This is a genomic window from Cellulomonas sp. P4_A2, from assembly GCF_056402515.1.
Map to the genome: position 1 here is coordinate 65219 of NZ_JBFUHG010000022.1, position 25775 is coordinate 90993.

General features: G+C 72.8%; 24 protein-coding genes. 14 read left to right on the forward strand and 10 right to left on the reverse strand.

Annotated elements, in window-relative coordinates; translation table 11 throughout:
* Positions 1–14 precede the first annotated feature (14 nt).
* Positions 15–620 carry a class I SAM-dependent methyltransferase gene (locus AC1DUE_RS17870; protein WP_477040761.1) on the reverse strand — a complete coding sequence of 202 codons (606 nt, stop codon included), beginning with the start codon at positions 618–620 and terminating at the stop codon, positions 15–17.
* A gap of 106 nt (positions 621–726) precedes the next feature.
* On the opposite strand from AC1DUE_RS17870, the gene hflX reads away from it, so the two are divergent.
* Genes hflX through AC1DUE_RS17885 form a run of 3 tightly spaced genes read left to right on the forward strand, consistent with a single transcriptional unit; the run spans position 727 to position 5369 of the window.
* Positions 727–2244 (forward strand): GTPase HflX, encoded by a 1518-nt coding sequence (gene hflX / locus AC1DUE_RS17875; RefSeq protein ID WP_477040762.1) that lies wholly within the window; start codon positions 727–729, stop codon positions 2242–2244.
* A 9-nt stretch (positions 2245–2253) separates the two neighbouring features.
* On the forward strand, positions 2254–4311 hold the full coding sequence (locus AC1DUE_RS17880) for an ATP-dependent DNA helicase (protein WP_477040763.1): 2058 nt from the start codon (positions 2254–2256) through the stop codon (positions 4309–4311).
* Positions 4312–4370: 59 nt separating this feature from the next.
* Positions 4371–5369: an L-lactate dehydrogenase gene (locus tag AC1DUE_RS17885; RefSeq protein WP_477040764.1), complete on the forward strand. Its 999-nt coding sequence runs from the start codon at positions 4371–4373 to the stop codon at positions 5367–5369.
* Between the two features lie 7 nt (positions 5370–5376).
* Here AC1DUE_RS17885 and AC1DUE_RS17890 read toward each other — a convergent pair whose 3' ends face one another.
* Complete coding sequence (locus tag AC1DUE_RS17890) at positions 5377–5562, reverse strand: Rho termination factor N-terminal domain-containing protein (RefSeq protein WP_477040765.1); 186 nt, start codon at positions 5560–5562, stop codon at positions 5377–5379.
* Between the two features lie 101 nt (positions 5563–5663).
* Positions 5664–6425 (reverse strand): transcriptional repressor LexA, encoded by a 762-nt coding sequence (lexA, locus tag AC1DUE_RS17895; RefSeq protein WP_477040766.1) that lies wholly within the window; start codon positions 6423–6425, stop codon positions 5664–5666.
* A gap of 360 nt (positions 6426–6785) precedes the next feature.
* On the opposite strand from lexA, the gene AC1DUE_RS17900 reads away from it, so the two are divergent.
* From AC1DUE_RS17900 to AC1DUE_RS17910, 3 genes are all read left to right on the forward strand, one after another.
* Positions 6786–7178: a LysM peptidoglycan-binding domain-containing protein gene (locus tag AC1DUE_RS17900; RefSeq protein ID WP_477040767.1), complete on the forward strand. Its 393-nt coding sequence runs from the start codon at positions 6786–6788 to the stop codon at positions 7176–7178.
* Between the two features lie 502 nt (positions 7179–7680).
* Positions 7681–8187 (forward strand): transcriptional regulator NrdR, encoded by a 507-nt coding sequence (gene nrdR, locus AC1DUE_RS17905; RefSeq protein WP_477040768.1) that lies wholly within the window; start codon positions 7681–7683, stop codon positions 8185–8187.
* 47 nt (positions 8188–8234) lie between these two features.
* Entirely contained in the window at positions 8235–10235 is a 2001-nt protein-coding gene (locus AC1DUE_RS17910; RefSeq protein ID WP_477040769.1) for a S9 family peptidase, read from the forward strand.
* On the opposite strand, the gene AC1DUE_RS17915 is transcribed toward AC1DUE_RS17910, so the two are convergent.
* On the reverse strand, positions 10201–11205 hold the full coding sequence (locus tag AC1DUE_RS17915) for an aldo/keto reductase (protein ID WP_477040770.1): 1005 nt from the start codon (positions 11203–11205) through the stop codon (positions 10201–10203). The two genes, AC1DUE_RS17910 and AC1DUE_RS17915, sit on opposite strands and share 35 nt — an antisense overlap.
* 134 nt (positions 11206–11339) lie before the next feature.
* On the opposite strand from AC1DUE_RS17915, the gene AC1DUE_RS17920 reads away from it, so the two are divergent.
* Positions 11340–11537, forward strand: a complete 198-nt coding sequence (locus tag AC1DUE_RS17920; protein WP_477040771.1) for a DUF5302 domain-containing protein — start codon at positions 11340–11342, stop codon at positions 11535–11537.
* Here AC1DUE_RS17920 and serA read toward each other — a convergent pair.
* Together serA and AC1DUE_RS17930 are read right to left on the reverse strand one after the other, a co-directional pair.
* Positions 11501–12661, reverse strand: a complete 1161-nt coding sequence (gene serA, locus AC1DUE_RS17925) for a phosphoglycerate dehydrogenase (protein ID WP_477040772.1) — start codon at positions 12659–12661, stop codon at positions 11501–11503. The two genes, AC1DUE_RS17920 and serA, sit on opposite strands and share 37 nt — an antisense overlap.
* A gap of 58 nt (positions 12662–12719) precedes the next feature.
* Entirely contained in the window at positions 12720–14948 is a 2229-nt protein-coding gene (locus AC1DUE_RS17930; protein WP_477040773.1) for a HelD family protein, read from the reverse strand.
* Between the two features lie 286 nt (positions 14949–15234).
* Between AC1DUE_RS17930 and AC1DUE_RS17935 the strand changes: the two genes are divergently transcribed.
* The 3 genes from AC1DUE_RS17935 to AC1DUE_RS17945 all read left to right on the forward strand — a co-directional run bounded on the left by AC1DUE_RS17935 (position 15235) and on the right by AC1DUE_RS17945 (position 17099).
* Entirely contained in the window at positions 15235–15585 is a 351-nt protein-coding gene (locus AC1DUE_RS17935) for a response regulator (protein WP_477040774.1), read from the forward strand.
* Between the two features lie 112 nt (positions 15586–15697).
* Positions 15698–16630: a PAC2 family protein gene (locus AC1DUE_RS17940; RefSeq protein ID WP_477040820.1), complete on the forward strand. Its 933-nt coding sequence runs from the start codon at positions 15698–15700 to the stop codon at positions 16628–16630.
* Positions 16631–16895: 265 nt separating this feature from the next.
* Positions 16896–17099 (forward strand): cold-shock protein, encoded by a 204-nt coding sequence (locus tag AC1DUE_RS17945; protein WP_028049841.1) that lies wholly within the window; start codon positions 16896–16898, stop codon positions 17097–17099.
* Between the two features lie 104 nt (positions 17100–17203).
* Here AC1DUE_RS17945 and AC1DUE_RS17950 read toward each other — a convergent pair whose 3' ends face one another.
* On the reverse strand, positions 17204–18022 hold the full coding sequence (locus AC1DUE_RS17950; RefSeq protein WP_477040775.1) for a spermidine synthase: 819 nt from the start codon (positions 18020–18022) through the stop codon (positions 17204–17206).
* Positions 18023–18183: 161 nt separating this feature from the next.
* On the opposite strand from AC1DUE_RS17950, the gene AC1DUE_RS17955 reads away from it, so the two are divergent.
* Genes AC1DUE_RS17955 through AC1DUE_RS17965 form a run of 3 tightly spaced genes read left to right on the forward strand, consistent with a single transcriptional unit; the run spans position 18184 to position 20375 of the window.
* Positions 18184–18663 (forward strand): SAV_6107 family HEPN domain-containing protein, encoded by a 480-nt coding sequence (locus AC1DUE_RS17955; RefSeq protein ID WP_477040776.1) that lies wholly within the window; start codon positions 18184–18186, stop codon positions 18661–18663.
* Positions 18660–19934: a DNA polymerase IV gene (dinB, locus tag AC1DUE_RS17960; RefSeq protein ID WP_477040777.1), complete on the forward strand. Its 1275-nt coding sequence runs from the start codon at positions 18660–18662 to the stop codon at positions 19932–19934. Before AC1DUE_RS17955 ends, dinB begins: the two co-directional genes overlap by 4 nt.
* A gap of 39 nt (positions 19935–19973) precedes the next feature.
* Entirely contained in the window at positions 19974–20375 is a 402-nt protein-coding gene (locus tag AC1DUE_RS17965) for a DUF3040 domain-containing protein (RefSeq protein ID WP_477040778.1), read from the forward strand.
* On the opposite strand, the gene AC1DUE_RS17970 is transcribed toward AC1DUE_RS17965, so the two are convergent.
* The 3 genes from AC1DUE_RS17970 to AC1DUE_RS17980 are packed head-to-tail and all read right to left on the reverse strand — an operon-like array spanning position 20320 to position 24868.
* Positions 20320–22617 (reverse strand): transglutaminase TgpA family protein, encoded by a 2298-nt coding sequence (locus AC1DUE_RS17970; protein ID WP_477040779.1) that lies wholly within the window; start codon positions 22615–22617, stop codon positions 20320–20322. The two genes, AC1DUE_RS17965 and AC1DUE_RS17970, sit on opposite strands and share 56 nt — an antisense overlap.
* Positions 22614–23867, reverse strand: a complete 1254-nt coding sequence (locus AC1DUE_RS17975; protein ID WP_477040780.1) for a DUF58 domain-containing protein — start codon at positions 23865–23867, stop codon at positions 22614–22616. Before AC1DUE_RS17975 ends, AC1DUE_RS17970 begins: the two co-directional genes overlap by 4 nt.
* On the reverse strand, positions 23867–24868 hold the full coding sequence (locus AC1DUE_RS17980) for an AAA family ATPase (RefSeq protein ID WP_477040781.1): 1002 nt from the start codon (positions 24866–24868) through the stop codon (positions 23867–23869). Before AC1DUE_RS17980 ends, AC1DUE_RS17975 begins: the two co-directional genes overlap by 1 nt.
* Before the next feature lie 366 nt (positions 24869–25234).
* On the opposite strand from AC1DUE_RS17980, the gene mraZ reads away from it, so the two are divergent.
* On the forward strand, positions 25235–25711 hold the full coding sequence (gene mraZ, locus AC1DUE_RS17985) for a division/cell wall cluster transcriptional repressor MraZ (RefSeq protein WP_477040782.1): 477 nt from the start codon (positions 25235–25237) through the stop codon (positions 25709–25711).
* Positions 25712–25775: the final 64 nt, after the last annotated feature.

Genomic DNA, 25775 nt, shown 5'->3' on the forward strand with positions numbered 1-25775 from the left:
CTCGGCGTCCGGCGTCACGACGGGCTCACGCTCAGGACGCGGAACCCCTTCGCGCTCGCGGTCCGCTCGACCGTGACGGGCAGCGCGTCGACGAGCCAGCGCTGGAGCGAGTCCGCCCCGAGGTTCTTGCCGACGACGAGCTGCGCGTCCCCGCCGTCCGCGAGCCGAGGCAGCCAGCGCAGCAGCAGCTCGTGCAGCGCCTCCTTGCCGACGCGGATCGGCGGGTTGGACCAGATCGCGGCGAACACCACGTCGTCGGGAACCTCGTCCGGGCGGGCCGCGGTGACGTTCGTGGCGCCGACGCGCTCGGCGTTGCGCCGCACCAGGTCCAGCGCCCGCTCGTTGACGTCGACCGCCCAGACGTGCGCGCCCGGGGACTCCAGCGCCAGCGTGAGCGCGACCGGACCCCAGCCGCAGCCCAGGTCGAGCAGGTCGCCGGTGCGTGGGGCGTCGGGCGCGTGGTCGAGCAGCACCCGTGTGCCCAGGTCGACGTGGTCGGGGGAGAAGATCCCGCGGGCCGTCTCGACCTCGAGGTCCCGGCCGGCCAGGTGCACGCGCAGGACGCGGCGCTCGTCGGCGGACGCGGGCTGTGCGGTGAAGTAGTGGTCGTGCTCGCTCACGGCGCCGACCCTACCCATGGGTGGCGGATCGGCCCGCAGCGAAATGCCTCGGCCTGGGGCGCGCACGCGTGGGACCCTGGGGACAGGCAACGAGAAGAGGAACCGCGTGAACGACCCGCAGCACACCACCCGCGAGACGCAGGACACCCCGGTGACCCGGTCCGCGCAGGACGTGGCCGACGACGTCGTGGCCCGTGTGCTCGCCAGGGCAGGGACCGCGCTGCAGGCCGGCGTGACGGTCCACTCGTCCTACGACGGGGACCAGCTGGAGCTCGAGGAGCGCACGTCGCTGCGCCGCGTCGTGGGGCTGTCCACGGAGCTCGAGGACGTCACCGAGGTCGAGTACCGCCAGCTGCGGCTGGAGAAGGTCGTGCTCGTCGGCGTCTGGGGCTCCGGCACCGTCACCGACGCCGAGATCTCCCTGCGCGAGCTCTCGGCGCTCGCCGAGACCGCCGGGTCGCAGGTCATGGACGGCCTGCTGCAGCGGCGCATGAAGCCCGACCCGGGCACCTACCTCGGCTCGGGCAAGGCGGCCGAGCTCGCGACCCTCGTCGCGGCTGTCGGCGCCGACACCGTCGTGATCGACGGGGAGCTCGCACCGTCGCAGCGCCGGTCGCTCGAGGACATCGTGCGCGTCAAGGTGGTCGACCGGACCGCCCTGATCCTCGACATCTTCGCCCAGCACGCCAAGTCGCGGGAGGGCAAGGCGCAGGTCGAGCTCGCGCAGCTGGAGTACCTCCTGCCGCGTCTGCGTGGCTGGGGCGACTCGATGTCCCGGCAGGCCGGTGGCCAGGTCGGCGGCGCCGCCGCGGGCATGGGCTCGCGCGGACCCGGTGAGACGAAGATCGAGCTGGACCGCCGGCGCATCCGCAACCGCATGGCCAAGCTGCGCCGCGAGATCGCCGCGATGGAGCCCGCACGGCTCACCAAGCGGGCGTCCCGCAAGAAGAACGCGATCCCGTCGGTCGCGATCGCGGGCTACACCAACGCGGGCAAGTCGTCGCTGCTCAACCGGCTGACCAACGCCGGGGTGCTCGTCGAGAACGCGCTGTTCGCCACCCTCGACCCGACCGTGCGCCGCGCCGAGACCATCGACGGTCGGATCTACACGCTCGCGGACACGGTCGGCTTCGTCCGGTCGCTGCCGCACCAGCTGGTCGAGGCGTTCCGCTCGACCCTGGAGGAGGTGGCCGACGCCGACCTGATCCTGCACGTCGTCGACGCGTCGCACCCCGACCCCGAGGGCCAGATCGCGGCCGTGCGGCACGTGTTCGCGGACATCCCCGGCGCCATGGACGTGCCCGAGATCATCGTGCTCAACAAGGCCGACCTGGCGACGCCCGAGACCATCGCGCGGCTGCGCTCGCGCGAGGTGCACTCGATCGTCGTCTCGGCGCACAGCGGCGAGGGCATCGCGGAGCTGCAGGCCCTGGTGGCCGACCAGCTGCCGCGCCCCGGCGTGAGCGTCGACCTGGTGGTGCCCTATCACCGGGGCGACCTGATCAGCCGTGTGCACGAGCACGGGGACATCCAGACCGAGGAGCACACCGCGGACGGCACCGCCATCCGCGCGCGGGTGGACGCGGGACTGGCCGCGGAGCTCGAGGCCGCGGCGCGCCACTAGGCTGACGCGGTGCCGGACACCGACCCCTCTGTCGAGGACCTCCTCGACGTCGCGGTCGGAGCGCTCGGTGGCATCCGTCGCGACGGCCAGCACCAGATGGCGGTCGCGGTCGCCGAGACCATCGACAAGGGCGAGCACCTGCTCGTCCAGGCCGGCACCGGCACCGGGAAGTCGCTCGGCTACCTCGTCCCCGCCGTGCGGCACGCCGTGCTGGAGAACGAGCACGTGGTCGTCTCCACCGCCACGCTCGCCCTCCAGCGCCAGATCATGACGCGCGACCTGCCCCTCGTCGCCAAGGCCCTCGAGCCGCACCTGCCGCGGACGCCGAGCATCGCCCTGCTCAAGGGCTGGCACAACTACGTGTGCGTGCACAAGGTGGCCGGCGGATACCCCGAGGACGATGCCGCGACGCTGTTCGACCTGGGCGACCACGCCGGCGCCGCCGAGCACCCGGCGGCCGAGGGCGTCGGCGAGAACCTCGGTGCCCAGGTGGTCCGGCTGCGCGAGTGGGCCGAGGAGACGACGACCGGCGACCGGGACGACCTCGTGCCCGGTGTGACGGACCGGGCGTGGCGGCAGGTCTCCGTCGCGTCCCTGGAGTGCCTGGGCACCAAGTGCCCGATGCTCACCGAGTGCTTCCCCGAGCGGGCCAAGGCGGCATCGCGGGAGGCCGACGTCGTGGTGACCAACCACGCGATGCTGGGGATCGCCGCCTCCGGCTCGCCCAACGTGCTGCCCGAGCACCAGGTGCTGGTGGTCGACGAGGCGCACGAGCTCACCGACCGGGTCACGGCGCAGGCGACCTCCGAGCTGTCGGTGGCGGTCATCGAGCACGCCTCCCGGCTCGCCCGGCGGCACGGCGGCATCCCGACGACCGACCTGGACTCCGCGAGCCAGGCGATGGCCTCGGTCCTGGTGAACCTGCCCGAGGCGCGGTTCCGCGAGGGGCTCCCGCCGGCGGCCCGGGACGCGGTGGCCGCGGTCCGCGACGCCACCCGCACGCTGCTCAGCGTGCTCAAGCCCGAGGGCGCCGGGCAGCCGCAGCAGGACGCCGGCCGCAAGATGGCCCAGGCGACCATGCTCGCCCTGTACGAGGTGGCCGAGCGGATGGCCGCCGACCCGGAGGAGACCAAGCACACCGTCCTGTGGTGCGCGCGCTCCGAGGACCGCCGGGGCAACGTCTCCACCAAGCTGTTCGCCGCCCCGCTGGCCGTCAACGGCCTGATCCGTACGCACCTGCTGGCCGGCCGGTCCGGCGTGCTCACGTCCGCGACGCTGGAGCTCGGGGGGTCGTTCGACCCGATAGCCCGCGCCGTCGGCCTCGAGGTCCAGCCGGCCGCCGCGGCCGTGGGGCCCTCCTCGATCGACGACGACGCCCCCGCGCCCCCGTCGTCGGTACCGTGGCACGGCCTGGACGTGGGCAGCCCGTTCGACTATCCGAAGCAGGGCATCCTCTACCTCGCACGGCATCTTCCGCCGCCGGGTCGCCAGCCCGCCACCGACGCCCAGCTCGACGAGATCGCCGAGCTGGTGACCGCGGCCGGCGGACGCACGCTCGGCCTGTTCTCGTCGCGGCGGGCCGCGAACGCCGCCGCGGCCGCCATGCGCGAGCGCCTCGACGTGCCGATCCTCGTGCAGGGCGACGACCAGCTGCCCACCCTCGTCTCGCAGTTCATCGCCGACGAGGCCACGTGCCTGTTCGGGACGCTGTCGCTGTGGCAGGGCGTCGACGTCCCCGGCAGCACCTGCACGCTCGTGATCATCGACCGCATCCCCTTCCCGCGGCCCGACGACCCCGTGCAGTCCGCCCGGTCAGACGCGGTCGAGAAGGCCGGCGGGAACGGGTTCCTCGCCGTCTCCGCGACGCACGCCGCCCTGCTGCTCGCCCAGGGCGCCGGTCGGCTGATCCGGACCAGCAGCGACCGCGGTGTGGTGGCCGTGCTCGACCCGCGCCTGTCGACCGCCCGCTACGCACCGTTCCTGACCCGCTCGCTGCCCGACTTCTGGCGGACGACCGACCGCTCGACGGCCCTCGCCGCCCTGCGCCGCCTCACGGGCACGGGTTAGCCTCGAACTCGCCGACCACCCGTCGGCCCCCATGACTTCCCCGAGAGGACGGCCCGTTCGTGACCGAGAGCCTGGACGTGGAAGACCTCGGACTGCGACCCTCCCGGTCCGCGCGAGGCACCAAGCTGGCGATCGTGGGCGCAGGCGCGGTCGGCTCGACGATGGCGTACGCGGCCCTCCTGCGCGGGGCGGCGCGCACGGTCGCGCTCTACGACATCGACGCCGCCAAGGTGCAGGCGGAGGCGCTCGACCTCGGGCACGGCGTCCAGTTCATGCCCATGGCGCAGGTGATCGGCTCCGACGACATCGCGGTGTGCGCCGACGCCGACGTCGTGATGTTCACCGCGGGAGCGAAGCAGAAGCCCGGTCAGTCCCGGATCGAGCTCGCCGGAGCGACTATCGCGGTCGTGAAGGCCGTCCTTCCCAAACTTGTACAAGTAGCGCCGAACGCGGTGTACGTCATGGTCACCAACCCCGTCGACGTGGTCACCTATGCCGCGCTCCAGGTCTCGGGGCTCTCGTCGACCCAGCTGTTCGGCTCCGGAACCGTCCTGGACTCCTCGCGCCTGCGCTACCTCATCTCGCAGTACACCGGCGTCGCCGTGCAGAACGTGCACGCGTACATCGCCGGTGAGCACGGCGACAGCGAGCTCCCGCTGTGGGGCTCGGCGAGCATCGGCTCGGTGCCGCTGCTGGAGTGGCCGGGACAGGGCGGCCGGGGCCCGTTGACCCGGCAGGACCGGGAGGACATCACGCGCGAGGTCGTCGAGTCCGCCTACCGGATCATCGAGGGCAAGGGCGCGACGAACTACGCGATCGCGCTGGCGGGCTCGCGGATCATCGAGGCGATCCTCAAGGACGAGGGCCGGGTGCTGCCCGTGTCGTCGCTGCTCACCGACTACTACGGCATCGACGACGTCTGCCTGTCGGTGCCGGCGATCGTCGGGCACGACGGCGTGGGAGAACGGCTCCCGATCCCGTTGACGGACGACGAGTTGTGGGGCCTGCGGCGGTCGGCGGACGCCGTCCGGGAGGTCGCCCGGCAGTTCGGCTTCTGACCGCGCGTCAGCGGCGTCGCAGCGCGGCGATCAGCTCGTCCTTGCGCATCCGGGAGCGCCCCGGGATGTCGAGTTCCGCCGCGCGGTGCCGGAGCCGGTCGACGGACCAGTCCTCGTAGCTCGCGCCGCCGTCCCGCAGGGAGTCGAGGGCGGACAGGTCCTTGATCCGGGGGTCGGGGATCCTTCCGGGCATCAGCTGTTCCTCTCGTCCGACGTCGCGCCGGCTCCAGGATGGCCCGGTGCGCCGGATCCTGCCGGGCCGCGGCTGCGCTCACGTGCGCACCCGCGGACGGATCAGAGGCTGCGCAGGACGCTGACGACGCGCCCGAGGATCGTCGACTCGTCGCCAGGGATCGGCTGGTACGCCGGGTTGTGCGGCATGAGCCAGACGTGGCCGTCGATCCGCTTGAGCGTCTTGACCGTGGCCTCGCCGTCGATCATGGCCGCGACGATCTCGCCCTGCTCCGCGACGGGCTGGCGCCGCACGACGACCCAGTCGCCGTCGCAGATCGCCGCGTCGATCATCGAGTCGCCGACGACCTTCAGCAGGAAGAGGTCGCCGTCTCCGACGAGCTGGCGGGGGAGCGGGAAGACGTCCTCCACGACCTGGTCGGCCAGGATCGGACCACCGGCGGCGATGCGGCCGACGACCGGGACGTAGGACGGCGCGGGCATCCGCTCGCCCTCGGCCTGGTCGGGGAACGCCTCGCGGGTGCCGTCCGGCGCGGTCCACGTGCCGACGCCGCGCGAGTCGTCCGCGTGCACGACCTCGATGGCGCGGGGCCGGTTGGGGTCGCGGCGCAGGTAGCCCTTTCGCTCGAGGGCGGTCAGCTGGTGCTTGACGCTCGACGGGCTGGTCAGCCCGACGGCCTCGCCGATCTCGCGCATGCTCGGGGGGTAGCCGCGGGACTCGACCGACGAACGGATGGTGTCGAGCACCAGGCGCTGCCGGGCCGTCAGGCCGTCCGGGCCGGGTGCGCCGTCCGGGAGGGCGTGGATCGTCGCCAGGTCCGTGTCGACCTGGTCGGGCTGGGACGTGTCCCGTGAGTCCGTCACTGCGCTCCTCCTGTGTCGGGCGGTCGTGAGCTCCGCCTGTTCTGCCGCTGCCGTGCTCTCGAGCCTCTGACCTGCGACGATGCTCGGTTCTCTGGTGATGAGTGAGGCCGTCCGGCGGTCGTGTCAGTGGCTCGTGGTCCGCTTGTCCTGCATCGCCAGCCTAGGGAACTCGAGCACGAAGATCAAACATCTGTTCGATCGTGTCTCGACAAGTGTCGGCTGATGCTGGTAGACATCGTACAGACGTACGACGAACACCTGTTCGACAAGGTCGGCGGAGGAGTTCCCCGGATTTCCGGTGGATCGCCACCGACGAAGGACCGCCGGGATCCACCCGGCCGAACGAGGACGAGGGACATCATGAGCACGATGGCGATGGCACCGGCGCTGCCGAAGGTCTCGGGACGCACCAGCTCTGCCCGCGCTGTCCGCCCGGTCCGCGCGGTCGACGACCGTGGGCTGTCGCACCTGTCCCTCACGGGGCGGGGCCGTGTCGTGCTCTGGCTCCTCGCGCTGGTGATGGTCGTCATGGCGGTCCTGGTGGCCGGCCGCGCCGTCGCAGACGGCCCGCAGAGCGCGCAGCAGGTCGAGAGCCACGTGGTGCAGCCGGGCGAGACGATGTGGCAGATCGCCAGCCAGATCGCCGATCCCGGCCAGGACGTGCGCGACGTCGTCTTCGAGCTGGTCCGCATGAACGAGCTTCCGGACGCCGGTCTGATGGCCGGCCAGGTGATCGTCGTCCCGCTCGACTGAGCCGTCGGACCGGCCTGCTCGGCCGTCCCTGCTCGCCGACCCGCTTCGCCGACCTGCTGCTCGATTGACGCGCCCCACTGACCTGCTCCGCCGACCTGCTCCACCGACCTGCTCCACCGACTTGCTCGTCTGAGCGGCGGGGGTCGGGGAGCCGGGATCCTGGAGAGGTTTGTCAGAGGCCCGCGGGTCGGCTAGGTTAGCCTTACCTCACACGGTGGGCTGGGGGGCTCGCCTGGAGGTGCGGGGTGCGTGCGGCGCGAGCCGTGGGCACCGACCGCGGTACGCGCGGCGCCGAGGCGAGTCGGCCCGTGATCTGGGGACGGGGGCGTCCCCGCGAGGGCGGTCGCCACGACGGGGGGCCGCCCTCGCCACGTCCCCGGCCGTCCGGGCGTGCGAGGTGCCGTGGGAGGCGCCTTGCGACCGGGCGGCCGCTGGCCTACCGTCACGGAGGCGTTGACGACGCCGCGCCGCCGCGCGGCGTCACGCACTCGAAGGGGATCCGGTGCACTGTCCGTTCTGCCGAAACCCGGACTCGCGGGTCGTCGACTCGCGGACCTCGGACGACGGCTCGACCATCCGCCGCAGGCGCCAGTGCCCCAGCTGCAACCGTCGGTTCACCACGGTCGAGACCGCGAGCCTGTCCGTGGTGAAGCGGTCGGGAGCCACCGAGCCGTTCAGCCGCGAGAAGATCGCCGGCGGGGTGCGCAAGGCCTGCCAGGGTCGCCCGGTCAGCGAGGACGACCTGGCGCTGCTCGCGCAGAAGGTCGAGGAGACGCTGCGCGCGGCCGGGTCCGCAGAGATCGACGCCTACGAGATCGGTCTGGCGATCCTCGGTCCGCTGCGCGAGCTCGACGAGGTGGCATACCTGCGGTTCGCGTCCGTGTACCAGGCGTTCGACTCGCTCGAGGACTTCGAGGCCGCGATCACGGTGCTGCGCGCGGAGCACGAGACGGAGTCCGGTTCCGCCGAGGACGTCGTCGCCGAGGACGAGCCGGCCGTCCGCGACTGACCGTGTCCGTCGCGACGCCCGTGGGTGCCGCGGCATAGGTTCTACGGGTGCTTCCTACAGACATCGAGCTCCTGCACGTCCCCGGCGCACCCGCGGTCCTCCCCGACGGCAGCAGTGCTGTCGTCTCGGTGGTGCACCCACGGCTCTCGGACGACGAGTACACCGGCGGCCTGTGGACCGTCCCGCTGACGGACGGCGATGCTGGTCCGCGCCGGCTGACCCGCGGCCATCGCGACACGGCCCCGGACGTCTCCGCCGACGGCCGCTGGGTGGCCTTCCTGCGCTCGGAGCCGCAGGGCAAGCCGCAGGTGCACGTCGTCGAGTCGTCGGGCGGCGAGCCGGTCCGGCTGACCGACGCGCCGCTCGGGGCGTCGGCGCCCCGCTTCTCCCCGGACGGCACCCGAATCGCCTACCTGGCGCGGGTCCCGGAGGCGGGCCGGTACGAGCCGGACGGTCGGCCGGGCTCGGAGCCGCCGCGGCACATCACCGAGCTGAAGTACCGCGCGGACGGCGTCGGCTTCGTCCGCGACCGACCCCAGCACCTGTTCGTCGTGCAGGTCCCGTCGGACGGGACGGACGAGCTGCCGCCCTCGGTGACGCTGACCAGCGGTGACGTCGGCGTGGACGGCGCCCGCTGGCTGCCGTCCGGTGACGCCCTGGTCGCCGTCAGCGCGCGGCACGCGGGCCACGAGTCCGACCTGCGGCAGGACGCCGTCGTGGTCCAGGCGCACCCGGACGGCGACCCGCAGACGCCCGCTCCGCTCACCGACGCGGACGCCGGCAGCACCCTCGACGTGGAGGCGGTCCTGCCGTCGGCGGACGGGACGGCCGTGTGGCTGCTCGCGAGCGACGTGGGCGAGTCGGGCCGCGACTTCATCGCCGCGCAGGTGGGGCTGTTCCGGGTGGCGATCGACGGCGCATCGGGACAGCCGGTCCGGCTGACGGACCCGGAGAGCGTGGACCTGGTGACGGGCGTCCTCGCGGAGCACGAGGGCGGCGTCGTCGTCGCCGACCAGGCCCGCGGCGCGGTCCACCTGGTCCAGGTCGGCCCGGACGGCTCGCTGCACACGCTCCTCGACGGTCCGGTCGTGGTCTCGGGCGCTGCGGTCGGGGGCGGCCGCATCGTCGCGACGGCCGCGAGTCCCACGTCGTCCGGCGACCTGGTCGTCGTCGATCCCGCCACCGGCGAGGCGGTGTCCCGGACGGACCTGTCGGCGCCGCTGCGCGAGACGGGGCGCGTGCGGATGCCTGTCGAGATCACGGAGCGGTCGTCCGACGGGTACCCGGTGCACGGGTGGGTGGTGCGACCCGACGGTGCCGGACCGCACCCGACCATCCTGATGATCCACGGCGGCCCGTTCTCGCAGTACACGCACGGCCTGTTCGACGAGGTCCAGGTGCTCGCCCAGGCGGGCTACGCGGTCGTGTACGGCAACCCGCGGGGGTCGTCGGGGTATGGCGCGACCCACGGTCGCGAGCTGCGGGGTGCGTTCGGGGCGGTGGACACCGAGGACGTGCTCGCGCTCCTCGGGGCGGCGCTCGACGACCCGGAGCTCGACGGTGAGCGGGTCGGCGTGATGGGCGGCTCGTACGGCGGGTACCTGACGGCGTGGCTGACCACGCGCACGGACCGTTTCCGGGCGGCGATCGTGGAGCGCGGGTTCCTCGACCCGGTGAGCTTCGTCGGATCGAGCGACATCGGCTGGTTCTTCGGTCTGGACTACGTCGGCGACGCCGCGGACGAGGCCGGTGCGGCGGCGGTGGCGGCGCAGTCGCCGATGGCCCACGTCGGGGAGGTCACGACGCCCACGCTCGTCATCCACTCCGAGCAGGACTGGCGGTGCCCGGTCGAGCAGGGGCAGCGCTGGTTCGTCGAGCTCAAGCGGCGCGGCGTCGAGGCCGAGCTGCTGCTCTTCCCGGGCGAGGGGCACGAGCTGACCCGCTCGGGCACCCCGAAGCACCGGCAGGTGCGGTTCGAGCACGTGCTGCGCTGGTGGGAGCGCCACCTGCCGGTCACAGGTCGCTCGACCGGGACCCCCACAGGTTGATCCCCGCCTCGACGGCGTGCGGCTCGATCGCGGCGAGCTCGTCGTCGTCGAGCGGGGACGCGGTGGCGGCGGCGAGGTTCTCGTCCAGCTGGTCGATGGTGCGCGCGCCGGCCAGCACGGACGTGACCCGCGGGTCGCGCAGGACCCACGCGAGAGCGAGCTGGGGGAGCGTCCGTCCGCCTGCGCGCGCGATGGCGTCCAGGGCGCGGACGTGGTCGAGGACCTCGTCGGTGATCCACTCCGGTCGCAGCGGTCCTCCGCGGGCGGCACGTGAGTCGGCGGGGATCCCGTGCAGGTACCGGGTGCTCAGCAACCCCTGCGCGAGAGGGGAGAAGGCGACGACCGCCATCCCCGCTGCCGCGGCGACGTCGAGCAGGGAGCGCCCGTCGGCGCCGGGTCGCTCGACCCAGCGGTTGAGCATCGAGTACGCCGGCTGGTGCACGGCGAGCGGGAGCCCGAACGAGCGGGCGACCTCGAGGGCCGCGACGGTCCGGTCGGCCGAGTAGGACGAGATCCCCGCGTAGAGGGCCTTGCCGGACAGGACCGCGTCGCGCAGTGCTCCGAGGGTCTCCTCGAGCGGGGTGTCCGGGTCGAACCGGTGGCTGTAGAAGACGTCCACTCGGTCGGTGCCGAGGCGTCGCAGCGACTCGTCGAGCGACGCGAGCAGGTACTTGCGCGAGCCGTGCTCTCCGTACGGCCCGGGCCACGCGCGGTAGCCGGCCTTCGTCGTGATGACGAGCTCGTCGCGACGCAGGTCCGTGGCCAGCAGTCGTCCGACCGACGACTCGGCCGCGAACGGCGGCGGGCCGTAGTTGTTCGCCAGGTCGAGGTGCACGACGCCACGGTCCACGGCGTGCAGGACGAGCCGGCGCTGGTCGGCGAACGGTGTCGAGTCGCCGAAGTTCTGCCAGAGCCCGAGCGAGACGACGGGCAGCGACAGGCCGCCGGCGCGGCGGTGAGGCAGGTCCATCCGTGCGACGCTACCTCGCCGCAGATGAGAAGAGGTGGCGCCATCGGCCCGGTTCAGGGACGCTGGCAGGGGAGGCGCACACGCCGCACCGCAGGGCGCGCAGCGCAAAGCTCACAGCACAGGAGGAAACGCCCATGGCGAAGAACGACGAGAAGACGACCACGGGAGCGGTGAGCGACGACGCGAAGGCGAAGTACCGCGAGGCGCTCGAGCGCAAGAAGTCGAACCAGCACCGCACCGCGGACGGGACCTCGAACACCGGTCAGGTGCACGGCTCCGAGACCGCGGGACCGACTCAGCGCCGGTTCCAGCGCAAGTCCGGCTCCGCCTGACGCACGCAGACTGACGAAGGGCCCGMCCGKTSCCGGTCGGGCCCGTCGTGGGGTGGGGGGTTGACGCCGTGCTCGGCGAGCGTGGCGTTGACGGCCGCCAGGACGCCGGGCACGTTGCGGTGCAGGTACGCGAGGCGGTGCACGCCGGGCTTCTGCTCGAGCGCCAGGTTCGGCACGTTGACGCTCAGCGTCGTGGAGCCGGTGGTCATGTAGTCGCGCAGCTTCGCCGACACGAACTGCCCGATGGCCTCCTGCGCCTCCTCGGTCGACCCGCCGGTGTGCGGCGTGAGGATGACGTTGGACAGGCCGCGCAGCTCGGAGTCGAACGGGTCGCCCTTGCGCTTCGGCTCGACAGGGAACACGTCGACGGCCGCGCCGCTGACGTGGCCGGAGACGACGGCGTCGCGCAGTGCGGCGTAGTCGACGACGAACCCGCGCGAGAGGTTGAGGAACACCGCGCCGGGGCGCATCTGCGCGAACTGCTTGGCCCCGAACAGGCCGGCGTTCCCGCTGCGGCCGTCCACGTGCAGTGTGACGATGTCGGCCGTCTCGAGCAGCTCGTCGAGGGTGTCCATGCGGCGGGCGTTGCCCAGCGCGAGCTTCTCGGCGGTGTCGTAGAAGACGACGGACAGGCCCAGGTTCTCGGCGAGCACGGACAGCTGCGTGCCGATGTTGCCGTAGCCGATGATGCCCAGCGTGCGGCCGCGGATCTCGTGCGCGCCGGTCGCCGACTTGTTCCAGACGCCGTCGTGCATCGCCTTGTCGAACTCGGTGAGGCGACGGGTCAGGGAGATCATGTCGGCCAGCGCGATCTCGACCACCGACCGGGTGTTGGAGAACGGCGCGTTGAACGTGGCGACGCCGCGCGAGGCTGCCTCGGCCAGGTCGATCTGGTTGGTGCCGATGCAGTAGGCGCCGATCGCGACCAGGTCGGGGGCGTGGGCGAGCACCTCGGCCGTCACGTGCGTCTTGGACCGGATGCCGAGCACCTGCACGCCCGCGAGGGCGTCGATGAGCTCGGACTCGTCGAGCGCGCCGGTCCGGGTGGTCACGTCGTAGCCGGCGGCCTCGAGGATCGAGACGGCCTGCGGGTGCAGATTTTCGAGCAGGAGGGCTTTGGGCACGCCCCTATGGTGCGCCTGGTCGGGGCAGGGGCCTACTCCGGTCCGCCCTGCGGACAGCTCACCAGCCCCGGGGCAGGGCGCGGTCGTGGATCACCTGGAGCGTCCGGGTGGGCCGCGTCATGGCGACGTAGAGGTCGCCTGCGCTCGCGTCGAGGACCTCGGCGGGCTCCACGAGGACGACGACGTCGAACTCCAGCCCCTTGGCCTCGCGCGGCGTGAGCACGACCAGCGGTGCGTCGAGGTCCGCGGCGCTCGCCCCGGTCCCGATCGCGGGGCGCAGACCGGCCCCGACGAGCGCGTCGGCGATCGCGGAGAGCCGGTCGTCGACCGCGATGACGGCCAGGCGACCGGCGCCGGTCTCGTCCGTGATCTCGGCGGTCAGCTTCTCGGCCTGCCGCGCGACCGCCTCGGCGAACCCGTCGGCAGCGACGCGCTCGACGAGCAGGGAGTCCGGCACCTCGCGGGCGGACGTCAGCGGGCTGACCGGCAGGCGGGCGGCGACCGCGACGCGGCGGGCGGTGTCCGCGACCTCGGCGGGCGTCCGGTAGTTCACCGTGAGCTCGTTGAGCCGCCACGACGAGCGCAGCACGGGGTCCAGCTGGCTCGACCAGGACCGCGCACCGGCCGCCGCGGTGGTCTGGGCCACGTCGCCGACGATGGTGAGCGAGCGGGTCGGCACGCGGCGCAGCAGGCAGCGCCAGGCCATCGCGGAGAGCTCCTGCGCCTCGTCGACCACCACGTGGCCGTAGGTCCAGGATCGGTCCGCGGCGGCGCGCTCGGCCGTCGTGAGCGTCGGTCCCGTCGTCGCGAAGCGGTCCGCGAGCATCTCCGCCGAGACCATGCCGCTCGCCCCGGTCGACTCGAGGACCTGCCGGGCGTAGGCCACCTCCGAGGCGCGCCGGTCCGCGGCGGCCCGGGCCTCGGCACGTGCCGCCTGGTCGTCCTCGCCGAGCAGCTCGGCGGCCTCGTCGAGGAGCGGCACGTCCGCCGGCGTCCAGGGGGCGTCGGCGTCGCGGACCAGCATCGCGCGCTGGTTCGGGGCCATCCCGGGCGCCGCGGACGCCAGGCGGGCCGGCTTGCTGAACAGGTCCGACAGCAGCTTCTGCGGGGTGATCGGCATCCACGCGAGGTTGAGCGCGATGCGCACCTCGCGCGTCGTGCGGATCTCCTCGATGATCTCGCCGCGCTCGTCGGGCGGGACGTCCTGGCCCAACGAGGTCACGTACTGGTCGGCGAGCCGGCTCAGCATGTCGCGCACGAACGCGATGCGTGCCTGGTTGTGCGGCTTGTGGTTGCGCCTGGCCCGGGCGATCGCCGACGCGATGTCGTTGGGCCGGATGACCAGGTCGTGACCCTCGACGCGCACGTGCACGGGCTGCGCCGGGATGCGCTCGCGGTCCCGCACGGCCCGGGCGATGACGTCCGCCCACAGGGCGCGGCCCTTGAGCTCGGCCACCTTCTCGTCCTCGGTCGCGGTGGCGACGATGCCCGGGTACAGCTCGGCGACGGTCGTGGTCACGACGCCCGTCTCGCCGAGGGAGGGGAGCACCTGGTCGATGTACCGCAGGAACGTGCGGCTGGGGCCGACGAGGAGGACACCCGAACGCTCCAGCAGACGCCGGTGCGCGTAGAGCAGGTAGGCGGCCCGGTGCAGGGCCACGGCCGTCTTGCCGGTGCCCGGTCCGCCCTGCACGACGAGCGCGCCGTTCAGCTCGGACCGGATGATCGCGTCCTGCTCGCCCTGGATCGTCGCGACGATGTCGCCCATGCGTCCGGTGCGGCCGGCGGCCAGGCCGGCCAGCAGCGCGCCCTCGCCGGAGAGCCCGGAGAGCCGCGCCTCGGAGTCGCCCAGGCGGTCGAGGTCGAGCACCTCGTCCTCGACGCTCGTCACGGTCCGCCCGCGCGTGACCACGTGCCTGCGCTGCACGACGCCGTCCGGGTTCTTGGCGGTGGCGCGGTAGAACGGCTGTGCGGCGGGTGCGCGCCAGTCGGTGAGCAGCTGCGACTGCTCGGCATCGGTCAGGCCGATGCGACCGATGTAGCGGCGCGTGTCGTCGGCCAGGTCGAGCCGGCCGAACACGAGGCGCTCCTCGACCGCCTCGAGCTGGGCGATCCGGTCCTCGTACAGCGTGGCGAACGCGTCGCGCTCGCTGCGGTTCTGCGGGGAGCCCGACGGTCCCTCCCGACGGACCTCGGCCAGGCGCGCACGCGTCTGCGCCCGCAGGTCGTCGAGACGGCCGTAGAGCTGGTCGACGACCACCTGCTCGCCGGTCAGCTCGTTGTCCATGCCTGCCACGTGGGCGTTCTCCGTTCCGCCGGTTCGACCGGCCGTGCGTCCAGCGCCCGGCGACGCGTCGGGGGACGCGCGGCGCACAGAGCGGCCGTCCATTATCCGCCGATCGCGGCGTGCTCGCACGCACCCGTCCGGGTGGCGGCCGAAGCATCGTCGGGCGTCTCGCTCGGCGTCGCCCGATCCTGCGGTCAACCACCAGAGGAGCCCCCGGCATCGGGATCGACGAGCAGTACGCGGAACGGGTCTTCGTGATCTTCCCGCGACTGCACACCCCAAGGACGTGTACAAGGGCACCGGCATCGGTCTGGCCCTCGGCAAGCGGATCGTCGACTTCCTTCGCAAGGTCGGCGAGCAGGTCGACGCCCCGACGCCGGACCTGATCCTGCTGGACCTCAACCTGCCGCGCATGGACGGGCGGGAGGTGCTCCAGGAGATCAAGACCGACGAGGTCCTGCCCCAGATCCCGGTGGTGGTGCTGACCACGTCCGAGGCCGAGGAGGACGTCGTGCGCAGCTACTCCCTGCACGCCAACGCCTACGTGACCAAGCCGGCCGACTTCGACCGGTTCATCGAGGTCGTGCGGCAGATCGACGAGTTCTTCGTCGAGGTGGTCCGTCTGCCCAGCCACTGAGCAGCGCTGGAACAAAGTCGCAGCAGCGCGGCGTTGACCCCCGTACCGGCGGTGGCCAGCAGGCTCGGAACGATGAGTCGCGACCTCCGCCCCGGACGGAAGTGAGATGAGCATGCTGAACCCGAGCGACATCTACGAGGTCGACCCCGAGGTCGCCGCGCAGGTCGAGGCACGGACCGCGAACGGTGCGGGCCCGGTCCTCATGCACGTGGTGCGCGGCTTCGTCGACGCCGGGAACGCCGGCCAGCTCGCGGCCGAGCACCTCACGGACGAGCTCACCACGACGCGCCTGGCGACGTTCGACGTCGACCAGCTGCTCGACTACCGCTCGCGCCGGCCGCTCATGACCTTCGACCAGACGACGTGGGCCTCCTACTCGGAGCCCGAGCTCGTCGTGGACGTCGTCGAGGACACGAACGGCGTGCCCTTCCTGCTGCTGCACGGGGTCGAGCCCGACGTCCAGTGGGAGCGGTACGTGGCCGCGGTCCGGCAGATCGTCGAGCGGTTCGACGTGCCGCTGACCGTGGGGCTGCACGGCATCCCCATGGGCATCCCGCACACGCGCCCGCTGTCGGTGACGGCGCACGCGACGCGTCCTGAGCTCGTCGCCGACCACCCGTCGTGGTTCGGCACGGTGCAGGTGCCGGCCAGCGCGAGCGCGCTGCTCGAGCTCCGCCTCGGCCAGAACGGGCACGACGCCCTCGGCTTCGCCGTCCACGTGCCCCACTACCTGGCGCAGTCCGCGTTCCCGCAGGCCAGCCAGGCGGCGCTGCAGAAGGTCGAGCGTGCGACCGGTCTCGAGCTCAACGTCGAGGCACTCACGCCCGCAGCGACCGAAGCCATGCAGGAGATCGAGCGCCAGGTCACGGCGTCCGAGGACGTCGCCGCGGTCGTGCACGCGCTCGAGGAGCAGTACGACGCCTTCACGCGCAGCATCGGCCGGACGAGCCTGCTCGCGGGCTCGTCGGACATCCCCACGGCCGACGAGCTGGGGGCGGAGTTCGAGCGCTTCCTGGCTCAGCAGTCCGACGGCGGCCCCGCCTGACGCTCGGACCTTTACCCAATCGTTGCCTTCTGCGTGCCTGCCGGACGGCCGAAAACGTGGCGCAGCCCACATCTGCGATGCAAGGATGCACCCGTTGCAGTGACGTACTCGCTTGACCGGCGTCGTGACCTGGGCCTTTGTGCGCAGGGAGCGGTTCCGACCAGTCGTTCTCGGCTGGGTCACCCGGTGCAGGACGTGAGGCATTGCGGCACGGCGCGGACAGCAGGGTCGGCGCCGTCACCGGTGGGAACAGAAGGAAACGAACATGGCACAGGGTGCTGTCAAGTGGTTCAACGCTGAGAAGGGCTACGGGTTCATCGCCCAGGACGGCGGCGGCGCCGACGTCTTCGTCCACTACTCCGCGATCGACTCCTCGGGCTACCGCAGCCTCGACGAGGGCCAGCGCGTCGAGTTCGAGATCACGCAGGGTGCCAAGGGCCCCCAGGCCGAGAGCGTTCGCCCGCTCTGATCTGACCTGATCTCCGCGCACGGACCGCACCCCCGACCGGGGGTGCGGTCCGTTGCCGTCTCGGTGCTGCCCCTCGCGCTGCCTCGGTGCCGTCTCGCTAGCGCTCAGGTCAGGGGTGGACCGTCGCGCAGCTCCTGCGCTCCGGCGACGAAGCCGACGAGCTCCTCGTCGCGCAGCAGCCGGGCAGGCGCGGGCAGGCTGCGGATGCCCCGCGCGAGCGCCGCCGACGCGAGGAGGTCGAGGTCGTCGGTCGCGGCGACGACGAGGTTGCCGTAGCCGCGACCGCGCAGCAGCCCCGGCTCGGCGATGACGACGACGTCCGCGAAGGCCCGGTCGATCGTCGCGACCTCGGCGCGCGCCCCGGCCAGGGGCGGGCGGTCGGCCGTGTTGACCAGGTAGACCCCGCCGGGCCGCAGCACCCGCGCCACCTGCGCCACCATCTCGCGCGTGCGGACGTGCCGCGGGGTGGTGTCGCCCGCGAACACGTCCCGGACGACGACGTCCGCGGACGCGTCGGGCAGCTTCTCCAGCTCGGCCCGCGCGTCGCCCGCCCGGATGCGGAGCGCCGGCGAGCGGGGGAGGTCGAACCAGCCGCGCACGAGCTCGGGCAGGGCCGTGTCCAGCTCGATCGCCAGCTGCCGCGACCCGGGCCGCTCGGCGTCGATCGCGCGGGCCAGCGCGCAGCCTGCGGCGCCGAGGTGCACCACGTCGAGCGGTCCGCCGGCGGGGCCGACGCGGTCGATCACCTCGGCCATCTGCTGCATGTACTCGAAGACGAGGTGCGAGGGGTCGGCGAGGTCGAGGTAGGAGCTCGGGACGCCGTTGACGAGCACGGTGACGCCGTCGGGGTCGTCCGGGTCGCGCTCGAGCTCCACGGTGCCGGTGGAGATCGGCATCGGGCCGGTCGGCCAGAGCGCCCGCACCGCAGCGCGTGTGGGTGGTCGCTGGGACCCTGTGCTCCGACAGGCGGATCGATCACGGGCGGGCATGGCCACACGGTACGGGTGCCGCCGACGGTTGACAGCATCGAACAAGTGTTCGATGCTTGGTGGGACGGGTTCGGCAGGAGACCAGGGAGGCCGTGATGGCACAGCAGCTCGAGAGCAGGTCCGCTGGGGCGGCCACCGGCCCCCAGTCCACCCGTGCCGCCGAGCTGCTCCGACGCGCCGACGCCGAGCTGGTCGCCGGGCGACTGTCCTCCGAGGCGTGGGAGCTGTTCACGCACGCACACCTGGCCGCGCTGCGGGCGGGGGCGGCGGTCGTGGCCGCGCGCACCGCTGTTCCCGGTCGCCCTGCCCGGCCGGGTCGCAAGGCCCTGCGGACCGTGTGGGAGCTGCTCGACACGGTCGCGCCGGAGCTTGGTGCCTGGTCGGCCTACTTCGCGGACGCCGCGCCGTTGCGGTCGGCGGTCGACGCCGGACGTTTCGAGGAGCTCTCCGCGGGGCGCGCCGAGCAGGCGCTGTTCTGGGCGGAGGACTTCGTCGACGCCGCACGCTCGGCCGTTCACGGCGACGGCACCGGCGAGGACGTCCGCGGAGACGCGCACGCTCTGCAGGCGTCATGAGCCGCGCGCCCCAGTCCGCCGTGGCCCGGCGCGACTGGGGGCGTGAGGAGGACGGCTGCTCGATCCTGCACGTCGACATGGACGCGTTCTTCGCGTCGGTCGAGCTGGCCCGCCGTCCCCAGCTGCGTGGCCTGCCGGTCATCGTCGGGGGAGCGACGCGAGGTGTCGTCCTGGCGGCCACGTACGAGGCGCGGGCGTTCGGGGTCCACTCGGCGATGCCCATGGCGGTGGCGCTGCGCCAGTGCCCGCAGGCCGTCGTCGTCCCGCCCGACCACCACGCCTATCACGAGGTCTCCACGGGGGTCATGCAGCTGCTGGGCGACGTCACGGCACTGGTGGAGCAGGTCAGCGTCGACGAGGCGTTCCTGGACGTCGGCGGCGCCAGGCGCCGGCTCGGTCCGCCGACCGTGATCGCGGCGCTCATCCGGCGTCGGGTGCACGAGCAGTACGGCATCACGTGCTCGGTCGGCATCGGTTCCACCAAGTTCGTCGCCAAGCTCGCCTCCGGCCACGCCAAGCCGGACGGTGTCCTGCTGATCCCGCGCCGGGCGACCGTCGACTTCCTGCGTTCGCTGCCGGTGGGCGCTCTCTGGGGTGTCGGCGAGCGGACGGAGGCTGCCCTCGCGCGGTGGGGGATCCGCACGGTCGCCGAGCTGGCGGACAGCGACGTCGCCACCGTGCAGCAGGCGGTCGGCAAGGTGGCCGGTGCGCACCTCTTCGACCTGTCGTGGGGTCGTGACCCCCGGCCGGTCCACCCGCACCGCGCGGAGAAGTCGATCAGCGCCGAGGAGACGTTCACCATGGACGAGGCGGACCTCGGCGTCGTCCAGGAGAAGGCGCGAGACCTCGCCGACCGGTGCGCGACCCGGCTGCGGAGCAAGGGCCTGGTGACGCGGACCGTGAGCGTGAAGGTCCGCACCTCCGACTTCCGCACCCTGACGCGCTCGCGGACGCTTCAGACGCCGACCGACGTGGGCCGCGAGCTCTACCTCGCCGCCCGCGAGCTGATCGCGGGCGTCGACCTCGGAGGGCTGCCCGTTCGGCTGGTCGGGGTACGGGCAGACGGCCTCTCGGCCGTCGCGGACACCGTCCGGCAGCCCACGCTGGACGAGGCAGTGGGTGAACCTGTTCGCGGCCGCCGCGAGGCGGAGCACGCCATGGACCTGGTTCGTGGTCGTTTCGGGGGATCTGCGATACACGCCGGGACTACGCAGGTTGGTGGAGTACCCTCACGCTCGACTACCACCTTCGTTCCCGCGGATCTATCCTGAGGGCAACACAGGTGCTTACAGCTGACAACGGGGGTCAGGATGCCTCTCTCGGAGTACGAGCAGCGCGTGCTCGAGCAGATGGAACGTCAGCTGACATCTGACGACCCTCGGCTCGCCAACACGCTGACCCAGCGCGGGCGACGCCCGTTCGGCCGCTACGTGATCGCGGGAGTCGGTGCGACCGTCGGCCTGTTGCTGCTCGTCCTCGGCGCCGCCAACAGCCAGGCGTGGCTGGGCGTCGTCGGGTTCATCATCATGTTCGCGGCGGTCGCCTTCGCGTTCGCCGACCCGCACCACGGCCGCCGATCCGGCCGCCAGTCCGGCCCGCAGGGCGTGGTCCAGAGCGACGGTGCCGTGCGTCCTGCGAAGAAGCAGCGCGCAGGCTTTATGAGCCGCCTCGAGGAGCGCTGGGAACGGCGTCGCGGCGAGGGCGGTCGCTGAGCAGGTCCTCTGCTCCGGACACCAGGTCGTCCACCCACTTCGAGAGCACCCCGGGGTCAACCTCGGGGTGCTCTCGTGCGTAGCGCTCCGTCTCGATCGTGCGTGCCAGCGCCACCAGCGCAGCGGCCGACTCCCCGCCGAGCTCGGACCCGGTGCGGGTCAGGAGCTGGGCGTTGACCGACGAGATCACGGTGCGGGGCGTGTCCGCGTCCGACCAGACGATCCCTTGCTTGGCCAGCCGGCGGCGCGCGCGCGTCCAGGCGCGCTCGGGTGTGAGGTCGGGCAGCAGGCTGGCGCGGCGACGGACGAGGATCAGGCCGAGCGACGCGATCACCAGGACGACCGCGACGGTGATCCCGACCGGCAGCCAGGCGTCGGTCGTCTGCTGAGTGGTAGCACCGGTCTGCGGCTGCGCCGGCGCGGGCGCGGTCGTCGCACCCGGCGACTGAGCCGGCACGTTCTCGTTCTGGTTGATGTCGGGCGAGTTGACCCCGGCGAACGGGTCGCTCCACACCGGCAGCGGTCCGGTCTGGCTCGCGGGCGTCGGCTCGAACCGCACCCAGCCGTAGTCCTCGAAGTACAGCTCGGGCCAGGCGTGGGACTGGCGGCCCGTGATGACGTAGTTCCCGTTGTCGTCGGCCTCGCCAGGCAGGAACCCCACGGCCACGCGGGCCGGGATGCCGAGCGTGCGCGCCATGATCGTCATCGAGGTGGCGAACTGCACGCAGTAGCCGCGCGTCGACTGCAGGAAGTCCCAGACCGCGTCGTCGGAGCGTGAGGGCGCGACGTGGGTGTCGTAGGTGAAGTTCGTCGTCGCGTGGAAGAACGACTGCAGGTCCATCGCCTGCTGGTACGGCGTCTTCGCGTCCTCGGTGAGCTCGCGGGCCCGCTGGGCGATGTCGTCGGTGTGCGAGGTCTCCGGGACCTCCAGGGTCGCTCCGCCGTCGCCGGGGTCGCCGACCTGCGCGTTCGCGAGGTCGTCCTTGGTCAGGTCGGGGATCTCGACCTGCATGTCGTACGTGAGCCCGTTGGAGGTGCTGCGCCGGCCGACGACCTCGTCGCGTGCCGAGTCGTACTGCCACGCGCCGTCGACGACGACCGTGCGCGGGAACGTGGTGATCGGCAGCCGCCGCTCGCGCAGGCCGGCGATGCTGATGGAGACGTCGGCCAACGTCCCGCGCTCGGCGTCGGGGGTGGTGCCGAGGATGGCCGGGTCGGACGTCAGCAGGGTCGTGGGGTCCCACGCGGAGAGCTCGAGCGCGTCCGTGCGCTGCCAGCTGGTGCCGTCGAAGTCGGCCAGCGTGAAGGCGCGCAGCGGCCCGACCGTGCGAGCCGTGACGGCACCGAGCGGCGCGTCGCTCGACGCGCTCGGTGAGGGCGTCGGAGCCGCCGGGTCGACGACGGGGGCGACCGCGTCGACCTTGTACCGCATGACCACCTGACCCGAGCGGCTGCCCAGGCTCTGGCGCAGGTCGAGGTCGTCGCTGAGCTGCAGCGGACCGACGGGTCCGGACCCGAACGACGGCAGGCTCATCGAGGCCCAGCCGGGGAACGAGGCGACGGCCGGCCCGATGACGACGGTCGCGACGATGAGGCCGAGCGACGAGAAGATCGCCACGGACGCACGTCGGCCCTGGTCCGCGTGGGCGGTGGCGGGCGCGGCGCTCAGGGCGAGCAGCAGGAGGTAGAACAGGGCGGTCCAGGCGAGGGCCCAGCCGCTCGCGGGGAACCCGAGGACCACGACGGGGATCCACAGCGTCGCGAAGGCCAGTCCGGACAGCGCGGGCGCGCCGAGCCCGATGGCGAGCGCGTCGGCGAGCAGGAACACCGCCAGCGCCCCCGTCACCACGAGGAGCTCGGTGGAGCGGACGCCCTGCATTGGCACCAGGGAGGCGTTGATGACGGCGACGCCCTCGCGTGCCGTGGTCAGGGTGCGTTCGAACGAGCCGCTGTCCGGCAGGACGCGCACGCGTCCCGGGGTCGCGCCGTAGCGGACCAGGATGATCGCGGCCGACACCAGGAGCCCGGCGAGCGACGGGGCCCACCACGAGCGGGTCACGGCGCGGACGCCCATGACGACCGCCGCGACGACGACCACGATGAGCCAGGTCGTCGAGAGCCAGGTGCCCCGGATGATGAGGTTCTGGAGCGCGAGCAGGCTCGAGCACGTCGCGAGGGCCACCAGCGTGGTGCCGATGGCGGAACGCGACCCGCGGGGGATCGGGCGCAGGCGGCTTGTCATGTCGCACTTCCGAGGAGTCGTAGCCAGCAGTCGACGATCGGCTCGTCGGGCGTCACGCGGCAGGCGCGCCAGCCCGCCCGGCGCAGGGCCCGGATGGTCTCGTCGGCCTCGGCGACGTGGGCCGGGGTGTCGGCACGGACCACGGCCCAGGCCTGTGCGTCGTCGGCGACGTGTGCGAGGGCGGCGCGGGCGGAGCCGCCGAGCGGGCCGAGGACGGCGAGCACGATCTCGCCGGCCGCGTCGGTGGTGTGCAGCAGGTGCGCGGCGGCGACGAGGTCGACCTCGCCCTGGACGTTGGTGCGCGGTGCCTCGAGGTCGATGGTGCGGTCGAGCACCGCGGCGCGTGCACCGGGGCCCGAGCGGCTGTGCACGAAGGCGAGGGGGTACGGACCCGCCTCGGGCTCGGACCGGTTGCCCCCGACGAGCCGGACCGGGTGCCCGCCCTCGAGCATCGCGAGCGCCATGGAGGCGGCGAGCGAGATCGACCACTCGAGCGCGGAGGCGCGGGCGGGCAGGCCGAGCAGGATGGACACGGGACGCATCCCGGCGCGCTCGTCGGACCGCACCATCAGCGCGCCCCTGCGGGCGCTGCTGCTCCAGTGCACGCGGCGCAGGTCGTCGCCCTCGCGGTAGTCGCGCAGCGAGGCGTCGTCGGTCGAGGGGGTTCGGGCGCCGAGCGCGACGCGGTCGGGCTCACCCACCAGGACGTCCCCGGGCGTCGGCAGCGGGACGACGGTGGGCCACACGGAGACCTCGGCCTGCTCGCCGAGGGTGGCCGAGGCGCGGACCACGCCGAACGGGTCGCTGCGGGTCACGACGAGCGGCCCCAGCGGCCAGCGGCCACGGCGCGCTGCCTGCACGGCGTAGCTGACCGTCACGCGACGCGGGGCGCGTGCGACGCGTGCCCGCAGGGGACGGCCGCCCGACAGCTCGGTGGCGGCCTGCTCGGCGAACTTCAGGCCGGCGAGGCGGACGCGGGCCGCGGGGTCGGTCGCGGCGATGACGACCTCGATCTGCGCCTCTGAGCCGGCGTGCACCGGGTTGGGCGTGCTGCTGCGGGTGACACCGAGGCGGTGCCGCCCACGGCCCGGGTCGAACACGAGCACGCCGATCGCCGCCGCCACGACGAGCAGGAGCGCAAGGGTGCCGATCCGGACGAGGTCGACCGAGCCGAGCACCACGCCCAGCTGGAGCGCGGCGATCCCGGCGACCGCGAGGGCCCACCCACGAGCGGTCGGACGCAGGCGCATCAGCCGACGGCGCGACGGGCCCGCCCGGCGGTGGCCGACGCGGGCAGCGGGATGCGGTCGACGATGTCCACCACGATGTCGGACGTCGTGCGACCCGAGAGGCGCGACTCCGTGCTGGGCAGGAGCCGGTGCGCCAGCACGGGGACGGTGAGCTGCTGCACGTCGTCGGGAAGCACGTGGTCCCGGCCGTCCATGGCGGCGAGCGCCTTGGCGGCCCGCAGCAGCTGGATGGCGGCCCGCGGGGAGGCGCCGAGCCGCAGCCCGGTGTCCTCGCGCGTCGCGGTGACGAGGTCGACGATGTACCGCTTGACGGCCGGGGAGGCGTAGAGGCGGCGGGTCGTCTCGATCGCGGCCTTCACCTGCGCGGCGTCCGTGACCGGGGTCAGGCTGTCGAGCGGGTCGGACGTCTCCTGCAGGTCGAGCATGTCGAGCTCGGACTCGATGCTCGGGTAGCCGACGGTCAGGCGAGCCATGAAGCGGTCGCGCTGCGCCTCGGGCAGCGGATAGGTGCCCTCCATCTCGACCGGGTTCTGCGTCGCGACGACGAGGAACGGCCGGGGCAGCGGGTAGGTGCGGCCGTCGACCGTGGCCTGGGCCTCCTGCATGCACTCGAGCAGGGCCGACTGGGTCTTGGGGGAGGCGCGGTTGATCTCGTCGCCGATCACGATGTGCGCGAACACCGGACCCGGGCGGAACTCGAACTCGTGCGTCTGGGACCGGTAGATGTTCACGCCGGTGAGGTCCGACGGCAGCAGGTCCGGTGTGAACTGGATCCGGCCGACGGAGCAGTCGATCGACCGGGCGAGCGCCTTCGCGAGGGTGGTCTTCCCGACTCCCGGCACGTCCTCGAGGAGCAGGTGCCCCTCGGCGAGCAGCACGGCGACGGTGACGCGCACGAGCTCGGGTCGTCCGGTGACGACACTCTCGATCGCGCCACGCATCCGGTGCGTGGTGGCGACGACGTCCTCGAGCTCTGTCGACGACGGGGTGGCCTGCAGCATGGCGCCTCCTTTGGCGGAACTGGGACGAGCCTAAAGGCCGTTGCGCCGACATTCATCGCCCACGGGTCCCCACTTCCCTCCACGTGGCCGGTAGCCGACGGGTTCACCCGCTCGCCGAACCCGTCGCCGGTGCACGTTTCGCCCTCAAATGTCCGATCTGGAGCGCGCGAGCGCCACTCGACACGCATCTGCGCGGCGCGCGCCTGTGAATCCCCTCCACTTCGCCCCACGTGTGTGACCTGCGAAGACATCCCGTCCATCGGGTGAATCCGGGTGAATGCCGGTCGCTGGTGGAGTGAAGTGGAGTACCGTGGAGGCACGTGGTGAGGCGGGGAGCGTCGTACCGGGGGAGCAGAGGGAGGCGTGGTGACGTATGAGCCGTCCACCGGCACGTTCGGCTCCTTCGCGCCCTTCCTCGGGACGTACACCCCGCGGCTCGACGAGAAGGGCCGGCTCATCCTTCCGGCCAAGTTCCGCGGCCAGCTCGCACCGGGCCTCGTGATGACCCGTGGCCAGGAGCGCTGCCTCTTCCTGCTCCCCATGGCGGAGTTCCAGCGCATGCACGACCAGCTGCGCCAGGCGCCCGTGACCAGCCGCCAGGCGCGCGACTACCTGCGCGTGTTCCTGTCCGGGGCCAGCGACGAGCTGCCCGACAAGCAGGGCCGCATCTCGATCCCGCCGATGCTGCGCAAGTACGCGGGCCTGGACCGGGACGTCGCCGTCATCGGTACCGGCACCCGCGTCGAGATCTGGGACCTGGCGGCCTGGGAGACGTACCTCGCCGAGCAGGAGGCCGGCTACGCCGACACGGCGGAGGAGGTCTTCCCGAACGGTCCCTTCTAGACGCACCACCCCCGGCTCCATGGGCCGCCCGGTGAGACCTCCCCCCGACCTGCTGACGCACTTC

What these genes read in the sequence shown, in the direction of transcription:
- AC1DUE_RS17890 (WP_477040765.1), bottom strand. Translation starts at nt 5,562, where the DNA reads ATGCCCGGAAGGATCCCCGACCCCCGGATCAAGGACCTGTCCGCCCTC.
- AC1DUE_RS17975 (WP_477040780.1), bottom strand. Translation starts at nt 23,867, where the DNA reads ATGCGCCTGCGTCCGACCGCTCGTGGGTGGGCCCTCGCGGTCGCCGGG.
- dinB (WP_477040777.1), top strand. Translation starts at nt 18,660, where the DNA reads ATGAGCCGCGCGCCCCAGTCCGCCGTGGCCCGGCGCGACTGGGGGCGT.
- AC1DUE_RS17970 (WP_477040779.1), bottom strand. Translation starts at nt 22,617, where the DNA reads ATGACAAGCCGCCTGCGCCCGATCCCCCGCGGGTCGCGTTCCGCCATC.
- AC1DUE_RS17980 (WP_477040781.1), bottom strand. Translation starts at nt 24,868, where the DNA reads ATGCTGCAGGCCACCCCGTCGTCGACAGAGCTCGAGGACGTCGTCGCC.
- AC1DUE_RS17930 (WP_477040773.1), bottom strand. Translation starts at nt 14,948, where the DNA reads ATGGACAACGAGCTGACCGGCGAGCAGGTGGTCGTCGACCAGCTCTAC.
- AC1DUE_RS17920 (WP_477040771.1), top strand. Translation starts at nt 11,340, where the DNA reads ATGGCGAAGAACGACGAGAAGACGACCACGGGAGCGGTGAGCGACGAC.
- AC1DUE_RS17915 (WP_477040770.1), bottom strand. Translation starts at nt 11,205, where the DNA reads ATGGACCTGCCTCACCGCCGCGCCGGCGGCCTGTCGCTGCCCGTCGTC.
- AC1DUE_RS17900 (WP_477040767.1), top strand. Translation starts at nt 6,786, where the DNA reads ATGAGCACGATGGCGATGGCACCGGCGCTGCCGAAGGTCTCGGGACGC.
- AC1DUE_RS17945 (WP_028049841.1), top strand. Translation starts at nt 16,896, where the DNA reads ATGGCACAGGGTGCTGTCAAGTGGTTCAACGCTGAGAAGGGCTACGGG.
- AC1DUE_RS17965 (WP_477040778.1), top strand. Translation starts at nt 19,974, where the DNA reads ATGCCTCTCTCGGAGTACGAGCAGCGCGTGCTCGAGCAGATGGAACGT.
- AC1DUE_RS17940 (WP_477040820.1), top strand. Translation starts at nt 15,698, where the DNA reads ATGCTGAACCCGAGCGACATCTACGAGGTCGACCCCGAGGTCGCCGCG.
- AC1DUE_RS17955 (WP_477040776.1), top strand. Translation starts at nt 18,184, where the DNA reads ATGGCACAGCAGCTCGAGAGCAGGTCCGCTGGGGCGGCCACCGGCCCC.